General features: G+C 71.5%; 14 protein-coding genes. 8 read left to right on the top strand and 6 right to left on the bottom strand.

The features are described from left to right. Positions 1-83: 83 nt before the first annotated feature. The 4 genes from ACVGV2_RS03705 to ilvA all read left to right on the top strand — a co-directional run bounded on the left by ACVGV2_RS03705 (position 84) and on the right by ilvA (position 5,241). Entirely contained in the window at positions 84-1,451 is a 1,368-nt protein-coding gene (locus ACVGV2_RS03705) for a cystathionine beta-synthase (protein WP_459164648.1), read from the top strand. 99 nt (positions 1,452-1,550) lie between these two features. Beyond that, positions 1,551-2,735, top strand: coding sequence for a hypothetical protein (locus tag ACVGV2_RS03710; RefSeq protein WP_459164649.1), 1,185 nt, complete (start codon positions 1,551-1,553; stop codon positions 2,733-2,735). A gap of 112 nt (positions 2,736-2,847) precedes the next feature. Next, positions 2,848-3,987 carry a cystathionine gamma-synthase gene (locus ACVGV2_RS03715; protein ID WP_459164650.1) on the top strand — a complete coding sequence of 380 codons (1,140 nt, stop codon included), beginning with the start codon at positions 2,848-2,850 and terminating at the stop codon, positions 3,985-3,987. 42 nt (positions 3,988-4,029) lie between these two features. Beyond that, complete coding sequence (ilvA, locus tag ACVGV2_RS03720; RefSeq protein WP_459164651.1) at positions 4,030-5,241, top strand: threonine ammonia-lyase; 1,212 nt, start codon at positions 4,030-4,032, stop codon at positions 5,239-5,241. 183 nt (positions 5,242-5,424) lie between these two features. Here ilvA and greA read toward each other — a convergent pair whose 3' ends face one another. Together greA and ACVGV2_RS03730 are read right to left on the bottom strand one after the other, a co-directional pair. Next, positions 5,425-5,913 (bottom strand): transcription elongation factor GreA, encoded by a 489-nt coding sequence (gene greA, locus ACVGV2_RS03725; protein ID WP_459164652.1) that lies wholly within the window; start codon positions 5,911-5,913, stop codon positions 5,425-5,427. Between the two features lie 195 nt (positions 5,914-6,108). Beyond that, positions 6,109-6,546, bottom strand: a complete 438-nt coding sequence (locus ACVGV2_RS03730) for a DUF4307 domain-containing protein (RefSeq protein WP_459164653.1) — start codon at positions 6,544-6,546, stop codon at positions 6,109-6,111. A 190-nt stretch (positions 6,547-6,736) separates the two neighbouring features. On the opposite strand from ACVGV2_RS03730, the gene mca reads away from it, so the two are divergent. Further along, a complete protein-coding gene (gene mca, locus ACVGV2_RS03735) occupies positions 6,737-7,618 on the top strand; it encodes a mycothiol conjugate amidase Mca (RefSeq protein WP_459164654.1) in 882 nt (293 codons plus the stop codon). Next, the gene (locus ACVGV2_RS03740) at positions 7,615-7,968 is read left to right on the top strand and encodes a hypothetical protein (RefSeq protein WP_459164655.1); all 354 of its coding nucleotides are present in this window, start codon (positions 7,615-7,617) and stop codon (positions 7,966-7,968) included. The genes mca and ACVGV2_RS03740 overlap by 4 nt, the downstream gene beginning before the upstream one ends. 20 nt (positions 7,969-7,988) lie before the next feature. Here ACVGV2_RS03740 and ACVGV2_RS03745 read toward each other — a convergent pair whose 3' ends face one another. Beyond that, complete coding sequence (locus ACVGV2_RS03745; RefSeq protein WP_459165857.1) at positions 7,989-8,999, bottom strand: NAD(P)-dependent alcohol dehydrogenase; 1,011 nt, start codon at positions 8,997-8,999, stop codon at positions 7,989-7,991. 121 nt (positions 9,000-9,120) lie between these two features. Here ACVGV2_RS03745 and ACVGV2_RS03750 point away from each other — a divergent pair, with 121 nt between their 5' ends. Further along, entirely contained in the window at positions 9,121-11,142 is a 2,022-nt protein-coding gene (locus tag ACVGV2_RS03750) for a thioredoxin domain-containing protein (protein ID WP_459164656.1), read from the top strand. Positions 11,143-11,381: 239 nt separating this feature from the next. Here ACVGV2_RS03750 and trhA read toward each other — a convergent pair whose 3' ends face one another. Then, on the bottom strand, positions 11,382-12,053 hold the full coding sequence (gene trhA / locus ACVGV2_RS03755; protein ID WP_459164657.1) for a PAQR family membrane homeostasis protein TrhA: 672 nt from the start codon (positions 12,051-12,053) through the stop codon (positions 11,382-11,384). A 106-nt stretch (positions 12,054-12,159) separates the two neighbouring features. Between trhA and ACVGV2_RS03760 the strand changes: the two genes are divergently transcribed. Further along, positions 12,160-12,936: an isoprenyl transferase gene (locus tag ACVGV2_RS03760; RefSeq protein ID WP_459164658.1), complete on the top strand. Its 777-nt coding sequence runs from the start codon at positions 12,160-12,162 to the stop codon at positions 12,934-12,936. Between the two features lie 97 nt (positions 12,937-13,033). Here ACVGV2_RS03760 and ACVGV2_RS03765 read toward each other — a convergent pair whose 3' ends face one another. Both ACVGV2_RS03765 and ACVGV2_RS03770 read right to left on the bottom strand, forming a co-directional pair. Continuing rightward, positions 13,034-13,282, bottom strand: coding sequence for a hypothetical protein (locus ACVGV2_RS03765; RefSeq protein WP_459165858.1), 249 nt, complete (start codon positions 13,280-13,282; stop codon positions 13,034-13,036). A 281-nt stretch (positions 13,283-13,563) separates the two neighbouring features. After that, complete coding sequence (locus ACVGV2_RS03770; protein ID WP_459164659.1) at positions 13,564-13,815, bottom strand: hypothetical protein; 252 nt, start codon at positions 13,813-13,815, stop codon at positions 13,564-13,566. Positions 13,816-14,005 lie beyond the last annotated feature (190 nt).

Below are 14,005 nucleotides of genomic sequence, written 5' to 3' on the forward strand. Positions count from 1 at the left end.
CTCCCGCCCGGCCGCGCGCCGTGCCGCTGCGACGACACGGTGCCGCGTTCGACAAATCCAGTTCCAGCACCGAGGGACCCAACGTGGAATACGCCGAGCATGTCATCGATCTGGTGGGCAAGACCCCGCTCGTCCGGTTGGACGCCGTGGCGGACTCGCCGACACCGGTCCTGGCCAAGGTCGAGTACCTCAACCCCGGCGGCAGTGTGAAGGACCGCATCGCGCTCGGCATGGTCGAAGCGGCGGAGCGCTCGGGCGCGCTGCGGCCGGGCGGCACGATCGTCGAACCGACCTCGGGCAACACCGGCGTCGGCCTGGCGATGATAGCCCAGCGCAGGGGATACCGGTGCGTGTTCGTCTGCCCCGACAAGGTCAGCCAGGACAAGCGCGACGTGCTGCGGGCCTACGGGGCGGAAGTGGTGGTGTGCCCGACAGCGGTGCCGCCGGACCACCCGGACTCGTACTACCAGGTCTCCGACCGGATGGTCTCCGAGATCGACGGCGCGTGGAAGCCGGACCAGTACGCGAACACGGCCAACCCCCAGGCGCACTACCGCTCGACCGGTCCCGAGATCTGGTCGCAGACCGAGGGCCGCATCACCCACTTCGTCGCGGGCATCGGCACCGGCGGCACGATCTCCGGGGTGGGCCGCTACCTCAAGGAGGTCTCCGACGGGCGCGTGCGCATCGTCGGGGCCGACCCGGAGGGCTCGGTCTACTCCGGCGGGAAGGGCCGGCCGTACCTCGTCGAAGGCGTCGGCGAGGACTTCTGGCCGGAGACCTACGACCGGGAGATCTGCGACGAGATCGTTTCCGTCTCCGATGCCGACTCGTTCCACATGACCCGGCAGCTGGCGAACCAGGAAGCGCTGCTCGTCGGCGGGTCGAGCGGCATGGCCGCGCTCGCCGCGCTGCGCGTGGCGGAGAACGCCGGCCCGGACGACGTGGTGGTCGTGCTGCTGCCGGACAGCGGGCGCGGTTACCTCACCAAGGTCTTCAACGACTCGTGGATGGCCTCCTACGGCTTCCTCCCGCCGGACCACTCGGGAGGTTCGGTCGCCGACGTGTTGCGCCGCAAGGACGGGACGATGCCCGAGCTGGTGCACGTGCACCCGAACGAGACGGTGGCCGACGCGGTCGCCATCCTGCGCGAGTTCGGCGTGTCCCAGATGCCCGTGGTCAACGCGGAACCGCCGATCATGGCCGCCGAGGTGGCGGGCTCCATCGTGGAGAGCGACCTGCTGGACGCCCTGTTCGCCGGCCGGGCCAACCTCGCCGACCGGGTCGAGGCGCACATGTCGCCGCCGCTTCCCAGCATCGGCGCCGGTGAGGAGATCAGCGCGGCACTGGGGGCGATGGCCCGCGCGGACGGCGTGCTGGTGCTCGTCGACGGCAAACCGACCGGGGTGGTCACCCGCCAGGACGTGCTCGGATTCGTCGCAGGTCGTTGATGAGTTGCGGCGGACAGCCGCGGCCGCTACCAGCGATCCGTTAATGTAGGCCGCGCACGACGAGCTTTCATGCCTCACGAGGGGGTTAGGAGAAACCCGATGAGCGCTCCGCAGCCGCCGGACGGCGGTCAGCAGGAACAGCCTCCGCAGGAACCCGGTGCCCAGGAGCAGGCCGGCGACTCGACGCAGGTCGTCAACCCGGCCCAGGCGGCGCAGGCCGCGCAGCAGGCGCAGGGGCAGTCGGCGGGCGACTCCACGCAGGTGGTCTCGCCGATGCAGCAGCAGCCCCAACAGCCCGGCCAGCAGGCCCCGGGCGGGGGCGACTCCACGTCGGTGGTGCCGCCGTCGATGCAGCCGCCGCAACCGATGTACCAGCAGCCGGGCACGCAGAGCCAGCCGGGAGGTTTTCCCGCTCAGCCGCAGCAGGGCGGCCCCGGTAGCCAGCCGGGCGGGTTCCCGGCGCAGCAGCCGGGTCAGCCTCAGCAGGGTTTCCAGCAGCCGGGTTTCCAGCAGCCGGGTTTCCAGCAGCCGGGCCAGCCCCAGCAGGCCTACGGTCAGCCCGCCGGCGCCTACGGGCAGGTCCCGCAGGAGCCGGGCAACCGCATCCTGGCGCTGACCGCCGGGTGGGTCGGTGCGATCGGCGGCGGGTTGCAGACGCTCGGGTTCCTGATCGCCACGCTCATGCTGGGTGCCTCCTACAGCGCTGTCGACCAGGCAGCGCAGTACGGCGTCGAGGTGAACTTGCCCCCGGCCGCGTTGATGTACATCCTGCACGTGGTGGCCGCGCTCGGAGCCGCGGGTGCGTGTGCGGGCGGCGTCATGCTGCTGCAGCGCAAGAAGATCGGTCCGCTCCTGCAGGGCGGTGGCGCGGCGCTCGCGGCCCTGGGCGTGCTGGTCCTCACGTTCACGTGGGCGGCCCCGATGATCATCACGGTCATCATCTCCGCTGCCATCGCCGTGCTTGCGCTGTTGCCGGACACGCGGAAGTGGGTCGAAGCAGTTGGCCAAGGCGGCATGCAGGCGCCGTTCGGCCAGCAGGGCGGTTTCCCCGGCCAGCCGCAGTACGGTCAGCCGCAGTACGGCCAGCCGGCACAGCCCCAGCCGGGCCAGCCCGGCCAGCCGCCGCAGGGCGGCTTCCCCGGCCAGCCCCAGTACGGCCAGCCCCAGTACGGCCAACCGGCACAGCCCCAGCCGGGCCAGCAGCCCCCGCAGCAGTTCGGCCAGCCCCAGCAACCCGGGCAGCAGCAGGGCGGCTTCGGCGGGCAGCAGCCTCCGCAGTGGTGAGCTCCGCGCCACCCGCGTGATCCCCGCGGTCCCCGCATCCCGCTTCCGGATGCGGGGACCGTTCCGTGTCCCGCGCGGGTGGCCCCGGCCGGCCGCGTTAGGCTGTGCGGCCATGACCGACGGCTTCGCCACGCGCGCGATCCACGCGGGACAGGACGCCGACCCCTCGACCGGTTCGGTGATCCCCCCGATCCACGCCACGTCCACCTACGCGCAGGACGGCGTCGGAGGCCAGCGGGCCGGCTACGAGTACTCCCGCACCGGCAACCCCACGCGCACCGCGCTGGAGGAGTGCCTCGCCGCCCTGGAAGGCGGCACCCGCGGCCGCGCGTTCGCCTCCGGCATGGCCGCCACGGACGCGGTGCTGCGCGCGCTGCTGCGTCCCGGCGGCCACATGGTCATCCCGGACGACGCCTACGGCGGCACGTTCCGCCTGGTCGACAAGGTCCTCACCGACTGGGGGATCCAGTACACCCCGGTGCCGGTCTCCGACCCGGACGCGGTGCGCCAGGCCATCCGGCCGGAAACCGCGGTAGTGTGGCTCGAAACGCCGACGAACCCGCTGCTGACGATCGCCGACATCGCCGCGATCGCGGAGGTGGCGCACCGGGCGGGCACCACGCTGGTCGTGGACAACACGTTCGCCTCGCCGTACCTGCAGCAGCCGCTGGACCTCGGCGCGGACGTCGTCGTGCACTCCACGACGAAGTACCTCGGCGGGCACTCCGACGTGGTCGGTGGCGCGGTGGTGACCTCCGACGAGGAACTGGCGGAGAAGCTGGCGTTCCTGCAGAACAGCGCCGGGGCGGTGCCGGGCCCGTTCGACGCGTGGCTGACGCTGCGCGGCGCGCGCACGCTGGCCGTGCGGATGCGCCAGCACAGCACCAATGCCGAACGCCTCGTCGAGGCCCTGCGCGGGCATCCCAAGGTGCGTCGCGTGTTCTACCCGGGCCTGGCCGAACACCCCGGTCACGACGTCGCCGCGCAGCAGATGGCCGCCTTCGGCGGGATGGTGTCGTTCACCCACCTCGACGGCGAGGACGGGGCGCTCGGCGTGTGCGCGCGCACCCGCCTGTTCACGCTGGCCGAATCGCTCGGCGGGGTCGAGTCGCTCATCGAGCACCCGGGGCAGATGACGCACGCGAGCACGACCGGGTCGATGCTGCAGGTACCGGAGAACCTGGTGCGGCTGTCGGTCGGCATCGAAGAACCCGAGGACCTCGTGTCCGATCTGCTGCAGGCGCTCGGCTGACCGCGCTGCACGCACACCTGGGCCCGGTGGCAGGATTGCCCCATGGCGCTGGTCGACGTGGAGCGGATACGGCAGGCGGCGAAACAACTCGGGCAGGTCGTCCGGGAAACACCGCTGACCCACTCGCGGGTGCTCGGCCGCTCCCACGGCGGCGAGGTGTTCCTCAAGTGCGAGAACCTGCAGCGCACCGGCTCGTTCAAGATTCGCGGCGCCTACGTGCGGCTGGCGGGTCTCACGCCCGAGGAGCGCGATGCCGGTGTCGTGGCGGCCAGCGCCGGCAACCACGCGCAGGGCGTGGCGCTGGCGGCATCGCTGCTCGGCATCCGCTCGACGGTGTTCATGCCCGAGCGGGCACCGCTGCCGAAACTCGCGGCCACCCAGTCCTACGGCGCCGACGTGCGGCCGCACGGTGCGGGGCTGGGTGAGACGTTCACCGCCGCCCGGGAATTCGCCGAGCGCACCGGAGCCACGTTCATCCACCCCTTCGACCACCCGGACGTGATCACCGGGCAGGGGACCGTGGGGCGCGAGATCCTGGCGCAGCTGCCCGAGGTGCGCAGCATCCTCGTGCCCACCGGGGGCGGCGGCCTGCTCGCCGGCATCGCCGCGGCGGTCAAGGCCGAGCGCCCCGAGGTGCGCGTCATCGGGGTGCAGGCGGCTCAGGCGGCGGCGTGGCCGCCGACGCTGGCGGCCGGCTCGCCGGTGCGGTTGGAGACCACTCGCACCATGGCCGACGGCATCGCCGTGGCCGAACCGGGCGCGGAGACCTTCGCGCACGTGTCGGAGCTGGTCGACGACATGCTCACCGTCAGCGAGGAGACGCTGTCGCAGGCGCTGCTGCTGTGCCTCGAGCGGGCGAAGCTCGTGGTCGAACCGGCCGGGGTGGCCGCCGCCGGCGCGGTGCTGGAACACCCGGACCGGCTGCCCGCGCCGAGCGTGGCCGTGCTCTCCGGCGGCAACATCGACCCGCTGTTCCTGCTGCAGGTCATCCGGCACGGCATGGCCGCGGCCGGGCGGTACCTGTCGCTGCGGGTGCGGCTGCCCGACGAGCCCGGCGCGCTGGCCGGCCTGCTCACCCGGTTCGGCTCCTGGCAGGCCAACGTGCTCGACATCGAGCACTCCCGCGTCAGCGGTGCGTTGGAGCTCGGCGAGGTCGATGTGGAGATCAGCCTGGAAACGCGCGGTCCGCAGCACCGCGAGCACGTGGTGCGCAGCCTGGAAACCGCCGGGTACACGGTCATCGCGCGGCGGTGACTCCGTCCGGCGACGAGGCGGGCTCTGCTGCGGTTCCTCCGGCCCTGCGATGGCTCAGGCCCTGCGGTGCGGGAATCCCGCCGCGCCTGCGCGGCACCGGCGCAGGATCCGCAACGCAGGGGCCGCAACGGCCGGCGGCGGGCGGGTCCGGAAGCGGACTCGCCCGCCGCGAACAGCGGTCGTTCAGCCGGTGAACGGCTCCGCCTTGACCAGCGTGACCTGCATCGTCCCGCCGTTGGGGAGCTCGTACTCGACCGTCTCGCCTTCCCTGGCGTCGATCAGCGCCTGCCCCAGCGGCGAGCTCGGCGAGTACACCTCGAGCTCGCCGTGCGCGCCCTCCTCGCGCGTGGCCAGCAGGAACTTCTCGGTCTCCTCGTCGTCGGAGAAGCGCACGGTCAGCACCGAGCCGGGCTTGGCCACGCCCTGCTCGGTGGGAACGTCGCCGACCTTGGCGGTGCGCAGCAGCTCCTGCAGCTGGCGAATCCGGGATTCCAGCTGGCCCTGCTCCTCGCGGGCCGCGTGGTAGCCGCCGTTCTCCTTGAGATCGCCCTCTTCCCGCGCCTCGTTGATCTTCGCGGCGATCACCGGGCGGTTGGCCACGAGCTCGTCCAGCTCAGCCTTGAGCCGGTCATAAGCATCCTGGGTCAGCCAGGTCACCTGGGTATCGCTCACGGTCACCACTCCTCGTCGACGGAGGCTCCGCGTTTTCGCGGGCCAACTACCCTTCCGCGCCCGGCGGTTACTCAGGGCGGCCAGGAACGGAAAAACACGGCCCCGCGTGGGACCGTGCCTCTTTCGTCGACACTAGCACGACATCGCACGTCCAGGGATCGGATTTTCCGAACTCGTGGCGTGCGGGAGCGGTCTTCACCCAAACGGCCGCTGCTGGGTGGACAAGTATTCAGGAACGTTGTACGTGCAGCCGTACACCTCCCCGATGGTGGCTCGTGCGGAGGTGCGCAGCGTCGTGTCCTGCACGACCGGGCCCTCCGCCGGGGGGACGAGGATCTCCTTGCGGCCGACCTCCCGGCCGGACTCGTGCCGGGCCCGCACCACGCACTCCGCCTGCTGGGAAGGATCGTCGCGCCGGACCTGGACGGTGACCTGCACGTGGCCGTCGTCGCGGACGTCGAAGGCGACCTGTTCGGCTTCGATCGGTGCGCTGCCGAAATTGCGGTAGGCGACGAGCGACAGCAGCAGCAGCACGACGAGGGCCGCGGCGATGAGCAACCAGCGCAGCACGGGGCGTGGCCGGCGACGTGCGCGGGAGCCGTACCGGTCCTGGCGAATCCCGGTGTCGGCCACGCGCTGCCTCTTCCTGTCGTGCCGGTCGCGGCGGCTGCCGCGGGGAGGACCGGGGCTGCCGACGGATCGGCTACCCCTGCGGGGAACAATAGGCCCCGGCCCCTGCGTTGAGTATCGCCGGGGTCTCCCGTGGTTTTGCGACGGGGCCGTCTGTGCAGAGTGCTCGCGAGCAGGAGGGGACAGCCGGGCGATGGCGGAGAAGTTGCGTCTCATGACGGTGCACGCGCACCCGGACGACGAAGCCAGCAAGGGCGCGGCGACGGCCGCCCGTTACGTCAGCGACGGGCACGAGGTGATGGTCGTCACGTGCACCGGGGGAGAAGCGGGGAGCATCCTCAACGAGGCCATGGACCGGCCGGGCGTGCGGGAGAACCTCACCGACATCCGCCGCGAGGAGATGGCCGCCGCCGCCAAGATCCTCGGTGTGCAGCACCGCTGGCTCGGTTACGTGGACTCCGGACTGCCCGAGGGCGACCCGCCACCGCCGCTGCCGGAGGGGTGCTTCGCCAACCTGCCGCTGGAGGACGAGACCCGGGAGCTGGTGCGCGTGGTGCGGGAGTTCCGCCCGCACGTGCTGATCACCTACGACGAGAAGGGCGGGTATCCGCACCCGGACCACGTCCGGTGCCACGAGGTTTCGGTGGCCGCGTTCGACGCCGCGGGCGACCCGGAGCGCTTCCCCGAGGCCGGGCAGCCGTGGCAGCCGCTGAAGCTGTACTACTCGCACGGCTTCTCCCGACGCCGCATGCAGCTGTTCCACGACGCGCTGGTGCAGAGCGGAATGCACTCCCCGTACGGTGAGTGGTTGAGCAAGTGGGACGAGTCCCGCCCCGATCCGGACGCGCGGGTGACCGCGCGGGTGGAGTGCGCCGAGCACTTCGAGACTCGCGACGACGCGCTGCGCGCGCACGCCACGCAGATCGCTCCGGACAGCAGGTGGTTCGCGGTCCCGCTGGAGATCCAGAAGGAACTGTGGCCGCACGAGGACTACGAACTGGTGCGTTCCCTGGTCGACACCACGGTGCCGGAGGATGACCTGTTCACGGGCGTGCGGGAGAAGGTGTGCACATGACGAGTCGCCAAGCGCTGGCCTTCGTGGCGGCCCAGGCGCCGCAGCCGCCGGAGGACCCCGGCGGCCAGGGCGAGGACTTCGGCAAGTCCTCGCCCGTGGGCCTGCTGCTGCTCGTGCTGCTGATGATCGGCATGTGCCTGCTGGTGTGGTCGATGAGCCGGCACCTGCGCAGGCTGCCGGAGCGCTTCGACGAGGAGAAGGCCGCCGCGGCGGCGCCCGCCCGGGCTCGAGCGGGCGCGCAGGCGGGCTCGACCGCGTCGGGCTCGACTGCCGGCCACGGCGCCGCTTCCGGCGCGGCAGAGGAAGGCCCGGGTGGCGAACAGGCAGGCGACGAGCGACCAGGCGGGTGACGAGCGGGCAGGCGGCGCGTTCAGCGGTCCGGATGCACCACGGCCTTGATGGCGTGCTCGCGCTGCCCGACCGTCAGCGCCTGCGGCACCGCCTCCAGACCGAAGTGGTGCGTCACCAGGCGGTCCAGGTCGACCTTCCCGCTGGAGGCCAGTTCGATCGCCGTCGGCCACGTGTTGGCGTAGCGGAACGTGCCGGTCAGCTCGATCTCGCGGGTCTGCACGTGGTCCAGCGGCAGCGGCAGCTCGCTGCCGCCCATGCCGACCAGCACGACGCGCCCGGCGCGGCCCACGGTCGTGATCGCCTCCGCGGCCGCCTGCGGCACACCCGAGCATTCCAGCAGCACGTCCGGGGTGTAGCCGGCTTCCGGTAGCGGAGTCCGGCTGACGTCGACGGTGCGGGTGGCGCCGAGCTCCTCGGCGACCGCCAGCCGACTCCCCTGCACATCGCTGACCGCGATCTCCGCGGCGCCGAACGCCCGCGCCGTCTGCGTCGCGATCAGCCCGATCGGCCCCGCTCCGGTGATGAGCACGCGCGCACCGGGTGCGACGCGGCCCTTGCGATTGGCCCATACCGCCACGGACAGCGGTTCGAGCAGCCCCGCCGCGTCGTCCGAGAGCGAATCCGGCACCCCGTAGGCGAACTCCTCGTGCACGGCCACGTACTCGGCGAACGCCCCGTCCACCGGCGGGGTGGCGAAGAACCGCATCCGCGGGCACAGGTTGTAACGGCCCGCTCGGCACTCGGCGCAGACGAAGCACGGTACGCCCGGCTCGAGCGCCACCCGCCGACCGATCTCGTGCTGCTCGGCGCGCGCACCGCGGGCGACGACCACGCCGGCCGCTTCGTGTCCCAGGACCAGCGGCTCCTCGACGACGAACCCGCCGATCCGCCCCTGCTCGTAGTAGTGCGTGTCCGAACCGCAGGTGCCGACGGACGTGATCCGCACGAGCACCTCGTGCTCACCCGGCTGCGGCACGGGGCGCTGCTCGAGCGCGATGTCGTGCACGTCGCGGAGCACCGAAGTGCGCATCGTGCCCGGTGTGTCCACGGTTCCTGCTCCCTTCCTGCGGGTATTCGGGGTGTGCAGCCGTCCTACCACGGTCGCCGCGCCCGGGTGGGCCGGCCGCCCCGCGCAGTGGGAGGGTGGAATCATGGTGAACCGGCTGGCCGAGGCGACGAGCCCCTACCTGCTCCAACACGCCGACAACCCCGTCGACTGGTGGCCGTGGAGCGAGGAAGCGTTCCGCGAGGCGCGCCGCAGGGACGTGCCGGTGCTGCTGTCCGTGGGGTACGCGGCGTGCCACTGGTGCCACGTGATGGCGCACGAATCGTTCGAAGACCCCGAGATCGCCGAGGTCATGAACGAGCGGTTCGTCAACGTCAAGGTGGACCGGGAGGAGCGCCCGGACATCGACTCGGTCTACATCGAGGCCACGCAAGCCATGACCGGGCAGGCCGGCTGGCCCATGACCTGCTTCCTCACCCCCGAGGGCGAACCGTTCCACTGCGGCACCTACTACCCGGCTCGTCCGGTGCACGGCATGCCCTCGTTCCGGCAGCTGCTCGACGCCGTCACCAGCGCCTGGCAGGAACGCGGCGACCAGGTGCGCCAGGCGGCCACGAGCATCGTGCAGCAGCTCAACGAGCAGCGCGGGCCGCTGCCCGAGACCGCGGTCGGCGAGCAGGTGCTCGACGGCGCCGTCACCGAACTCGGCGGCGAGTTCGACGAGGCCAACGGCGGCTTCGGCGACGCGCCGAAGTTCCCGCCGTCGATGGTGCTCGAGTTCCTGCTGCGGCACCGCGAACGCACCGGCTCGGACGAGGCGCTGCGGCTGGCCGGACGCACCTGCGAGGCCATGGCGCGCGGCGGCATCCACGACCAGCTGGCGGGCGGGTTCGCCCGCTACAGCGTGGACGCCACGTGGACCGTGCCGCACTTCGAGAAGATGCTCTACGACAACGCGCTGCTGCTGCGCGCCTACACGCACCTCATGCGCGTGACGCGCGCGCCGCTGGCCGAACGCGTCGCGCGCGAGACCGCCGAGTTCCTGCTGCGCGACCTGGCCACTGCCGAGGGCGGGTTCGCCGCCTCACTGGACGCGGACACCGACGGGGTCGAGGGCCTGACCTACGTGTGGACGCCGGAGCAGCTGCGCAGCGCGCTCGGCGAGGCCGACGGCGACTGGGCCGCCGCGGTGTTCGGCGTGACCGCCGAAGGCACGTTCGAGCACGGCAGTTCCACGCTGCGGCTGCCGCAGGACCCGGACGACGAGGAACGCTTCGAGCGCGTGCGCGCGGCGCTGCTGGCCGAGCGGAGCCGGCGGCCGCAGCCACCTCGGGACGACAAGGTCGTCACCGCCTGGAACGGGCTGGCGATCACCGCGCTGGTGGAGGCGGGCGCGACCTTCGGTGAGCGCAGGTGGATCGAGGCTGCGCAGCGGGCGGCCGAGACGATCCTGAGCACGCAGTGGGTCGACGGCCGGCTGCGCCGCGCTTCCCGCGCCGGGGTGGCCGGTGACGCGGCGGGCGTGCTCGACGACTACGGGTGCTTCGCCGCGGGGCTGCTGGCGCTGCACCAGGCGACGGGTGCGGCGCGTTGGCTCGACCGGGCGCGGGAACTGCTGGACGCGGCATTGACGCGGTTCGCCGATCCGGAACATCCCGGGCAGTTCCACGACACCGCCGATGATGCCGAGACGCTCATGCGGCGTCCCGCGGACCCGACGGACAACGCCTCCCCAGCGGGAGCGTCGTCCCTGGCCGAGGCGCTGCTGGCGGCTTCGGCGCTGAGCGGTGCGGACAGCGCGGGGCGATACCGGCAGGCCGCCGAGCAGGCGATCGACCGCGCGGGCATGCTGCTGCAGCGGGCGCCGCGCTTCGCCGGTCACTGGCTGTCCGTCGCCGAGGCGCGCGCGGCCGGGCCGATCCAGGTGGCCGTCGTCGGCGCCACCGGCGACCCGGACCGCGAGCTGCTGGAGACGACTGCGCGGAACCGCGCGCCGGGTGGGGCGGTGGTGCTCGCCGCCGAGCCCGAGTCGTCCGCGGCGCCGCTGGCCGCCGACCGCCCGCTGGTCGACGGTGCACCCGCGGCTTACGTGTGCCGCGGCTACGTCTGCGATCGCCCGGTGACCACGGTCGAAGCCCTCCAGCAGCAGCTCGCCGGGGCCCCGTAGTGCTCACCCGGTCCCCGTAGCGCTCGCCCGGCCCCGTAGCGCTCACCCGGTCCCCGTAGCGCCCGCCGCTTCACCCGTGCAATCTGGAACCCTTCCAGGGAGCACAATTTTCATGAAAATTGTGAGCTGTCCCCACACGAGTGGAGCACAAGTTATCCCCAAGGGTGCGGGTTGTCCACAGGAGTGCGTGTCGGGGAGATCTCGAACGGGGGAGGTTGTCGGAGCGCGGCTGCGGAGGCTCAGGCGTACAGGGCCAGCCAGATGGCGATGTGGTGGCAGATCGCCGCGGCGGAGACCGCGGTGTGGAACACCTCGTGGTATCCGAAGGTGTGCGGCCACGGGTCGGGGCGCTTGGCGGCGTAGGCCACGCCGCCGAGGCTGTAGAGCACACCGCCGACGACCAGCAGCGTGAGCGCTGCCACCCCCGCGTGCATGAGCAGTTCCGGCAGCACGAACACGGCGACCCACCCCAGCGCCAGATACACCGGAACGCCGACCCAGCGGGGCCCGTTGGGCCAGGCCAGCTTGAGGATCACCCCGCCGAGCGCGCCGCCCCACACCACGGCGAGGACCACCGCGCCGGTCGTGGGCTGCATCGCCAGCATGGCGAACGGGGTGTACGTGCCGGCGATGAACATGAAGATCATCGAGTGGTCGAGTCGGCGCATCCACGTGCGCGCGCCGACGGTGCTCCAGGTCTTGCGGTGGTAGAGCGCACTCACGCCGAACAGGCCGAGCACGGTCGCCACGTAGATCGACGCGCCGAGGGCGGCCGGGCCGGACACGGTCGTCCCGGCGAGGGCGATCAGCGTCGCGCCGGCCGCGGCGGCCACCACGGCCGACCAGAGGTGGATCCACCCGCGCAACTTGGGTTTGGGTGGAAGGACAGCGGGACTCGTGCCTACGCTCACGGCCGCCAGGCTACGCGACCGTAGGTCTGGGCGTTATGTCGGCGATCACGGCCACCGGGTCACCACGCGCCTTCGAACGCACACGCGCGGCGTAGTCTCATCGGACGTGGCGCTCAAGGTTCGGCTGAAAGATCTGATCTACGACCTGTACGAGCGGCGACTGCGTCGTCAGCTCGAAACCATGCAGCGACCCCGGCACGTCGGTGTGGTCTTGGACGGCAACCGCCGGTGGGCCAAGGAAGCGGGGCTGGAAGCCGCGCACGGTCACCAGGCCGGCGCCCGCAAGATCACCGAGTTGCTCGGCTGGTGCCGCGAGGCCCGTGTCGAGGTGGTGACGCTGTGGTTGCTCTCCACCAACAACCTCAACCGCAGTAGCGAGGAGCTGCAAGCCCTGCTGGAGATCATCGTCAGCGTCGTCGAAGAGCTCACGGCGCCGTCGATGCCGTGGCGGGTGCAGACCGTCGGCGCGCTCGACCTGCTGCCGGAGGAAACGGCTGAGCGGCTGGCGGCCGCCACCGAGCGCACCAAGGGGCGCTCGGGGATGCAGGTGAACGTGGCGATCGGCTACGGCGGACGCCAGGAGATCGCGGAGGCCGTGCGCAAGCTGTTGCAGCAGCACGCCGAGTCGGGGACCACGATCGAGGAGTTGGCGGAGGTGCTCACCGTCGACCACATCGCCGAGAACCTGTACACCTCGGGTCAGCCGGACCCGGACCTGCTCATCCGCACCTCGGGGGAGCAGCGACTCTCCGGGTTCATGCTCTGGCAGTCCGTGCACTCGGAGTTCTGGTTCTGCGAGGCGTACTGGCCGGCGTTCCGCCGGGTGGACTTCCTGCGCGCGTTGCGCTCCTACGCGGCCCGGCACCGTCGCTACGGCGGCTGAACGAGGGGTCGGACGAGCTGACGGGTCCGGAACATGCGGAAGGCGGGGCCGATCCTCTCGCGGCCCCGCCTTCCGTTGTGCTCGCCTGCGGCGATCGTCAGCCCTTCTGCGTGGGGTGGTCGACGATCGGCGCGTTGGTGCAGCTGGCTTCCTGCGGCGACAGGATCGGCGCGGTGACGCCGAGCACCGCGACGTTGTTGTTGCAGGCGTTGATCGGCAGAACGCTCAGGTTCGTGTCGTTCGCGATGCCGATGCCGTCGTTGTCGACGCTGTCGGCGTTGGCCATCGGGGCCAGGGCCATCATGCCGGCGGCGGCACCGGCGACAATCGCTGCCTTCTTCAGCACTGGATTCACGCTCCTCTGATGTGCTGGGGATTCGTTCCTGTCCACGGAGGACTCCCGTGCAGACGGGACGAACCCTGCCAAGTTTCTGGAAAATACGACCGGCGCCACGCCGTGGGCCCACCCGTGTCGACTCGTTCGTGTGACTTCGCCGGGTGGCGACGACTGTTGCAGTGCTACCCGTTGCGGCGTGTTGAAGAACGCGAGAGCGCGTGCGGGAGAGGGGGCGCCGTGTCGGCGTTCCTCGCCCGCCACGCCTCGTTGACCGGTACGTTCGTCGGTCGTCAGCCCTTCTGCGTGGGGTGGTCGACCACCGGCGCGTTGGTGCAGCTGGCTTCCTGCGGCGACAGGATCGGCGCGGTGACGCCGACGACGGCGCTGACGTTGTTGTTGCACAGCTGGGCCGGCACGGCGCTGATGTTGTCGTCGTTCAGCACACCGATGCCGTCGTTGTCCATGCTGTCCGCGTTGGCCATCGGGGCCAGGGCCAACATTCCGGCTGCGGCGCCGGACACGATCGCGGCTTTCTTCAGCACTTCCGTTGCTCCTTGTTGGACGCTGATGAAGTGAGTGCGAATTCTCCGGCACCCGCGGGCGTTCGCCCGGGGGCGGCCGGCCTCGGACCTCACTCCGAGGGAGCACCCGCGAAAAAACATATCCGGGAAACCCGGCGAACGGTACCGAACTACCACCATTGTGTGGTTCTTGAAGACGCGCATCCATTTG

It is taken from the genome of Bounagaea algeriensis (assembly GCF_054491375.1).

Excerpts from the sequence above, each read along its gene's own strand:
- ACVGV2_RS03710 (WP_459164649.1), top strand. The coding sequence starts at position 1,551 with ATGAGCGCTCCGCAGCCGCCGGACGGCGGTCAGCAGGAACAGCCTCCG.
- mca (WP_459164654.1), top strand. The coding sequence starts at position 6,737 with ATGGCGGAGAAGTTGCGTCTCATGACGGTGCACGCGCACCCGGACGAC.
- ACVGV2_RS03745 (WP_459165857.1), bottom strand. The coding sequence starts at position 8,999 with ATGCGCACTTCGGTGCTCCGCGACGTGCACGACATCGCGCTCGAGCAG.
- ilvA (WP_459164651.1), top strand. The coding sequence starts at position 4,030 with ATGGCGCTGGTCGACGTGGAGCGGATACGGCAGGCGGCGAAACAACTC.
- ACVGV2_RS03740 (WP_459164655.1), top strand. The coding sequence starts at position 7,615 with ATGACGAGTCGCCAAGCGCTGGCCTTCGTGGCGGCCCAGGCGCCGCAG.
- ACVGV2_RS03750 (WP_459164656.1), top strand. The coding sequence starts at position 9,121 with ATGGTGAACCGGCTGGCCGAGGCGACGAGCCCCTACCTGCTCCAACAC.
- ACVGV2_RS03715 (WP_459164650.1), top strand. The coding sequence starts at position 2,848 with ATGACCGACGGCTTCGCCACGCGCGCGATCCACGCGGGACAGGACGCC.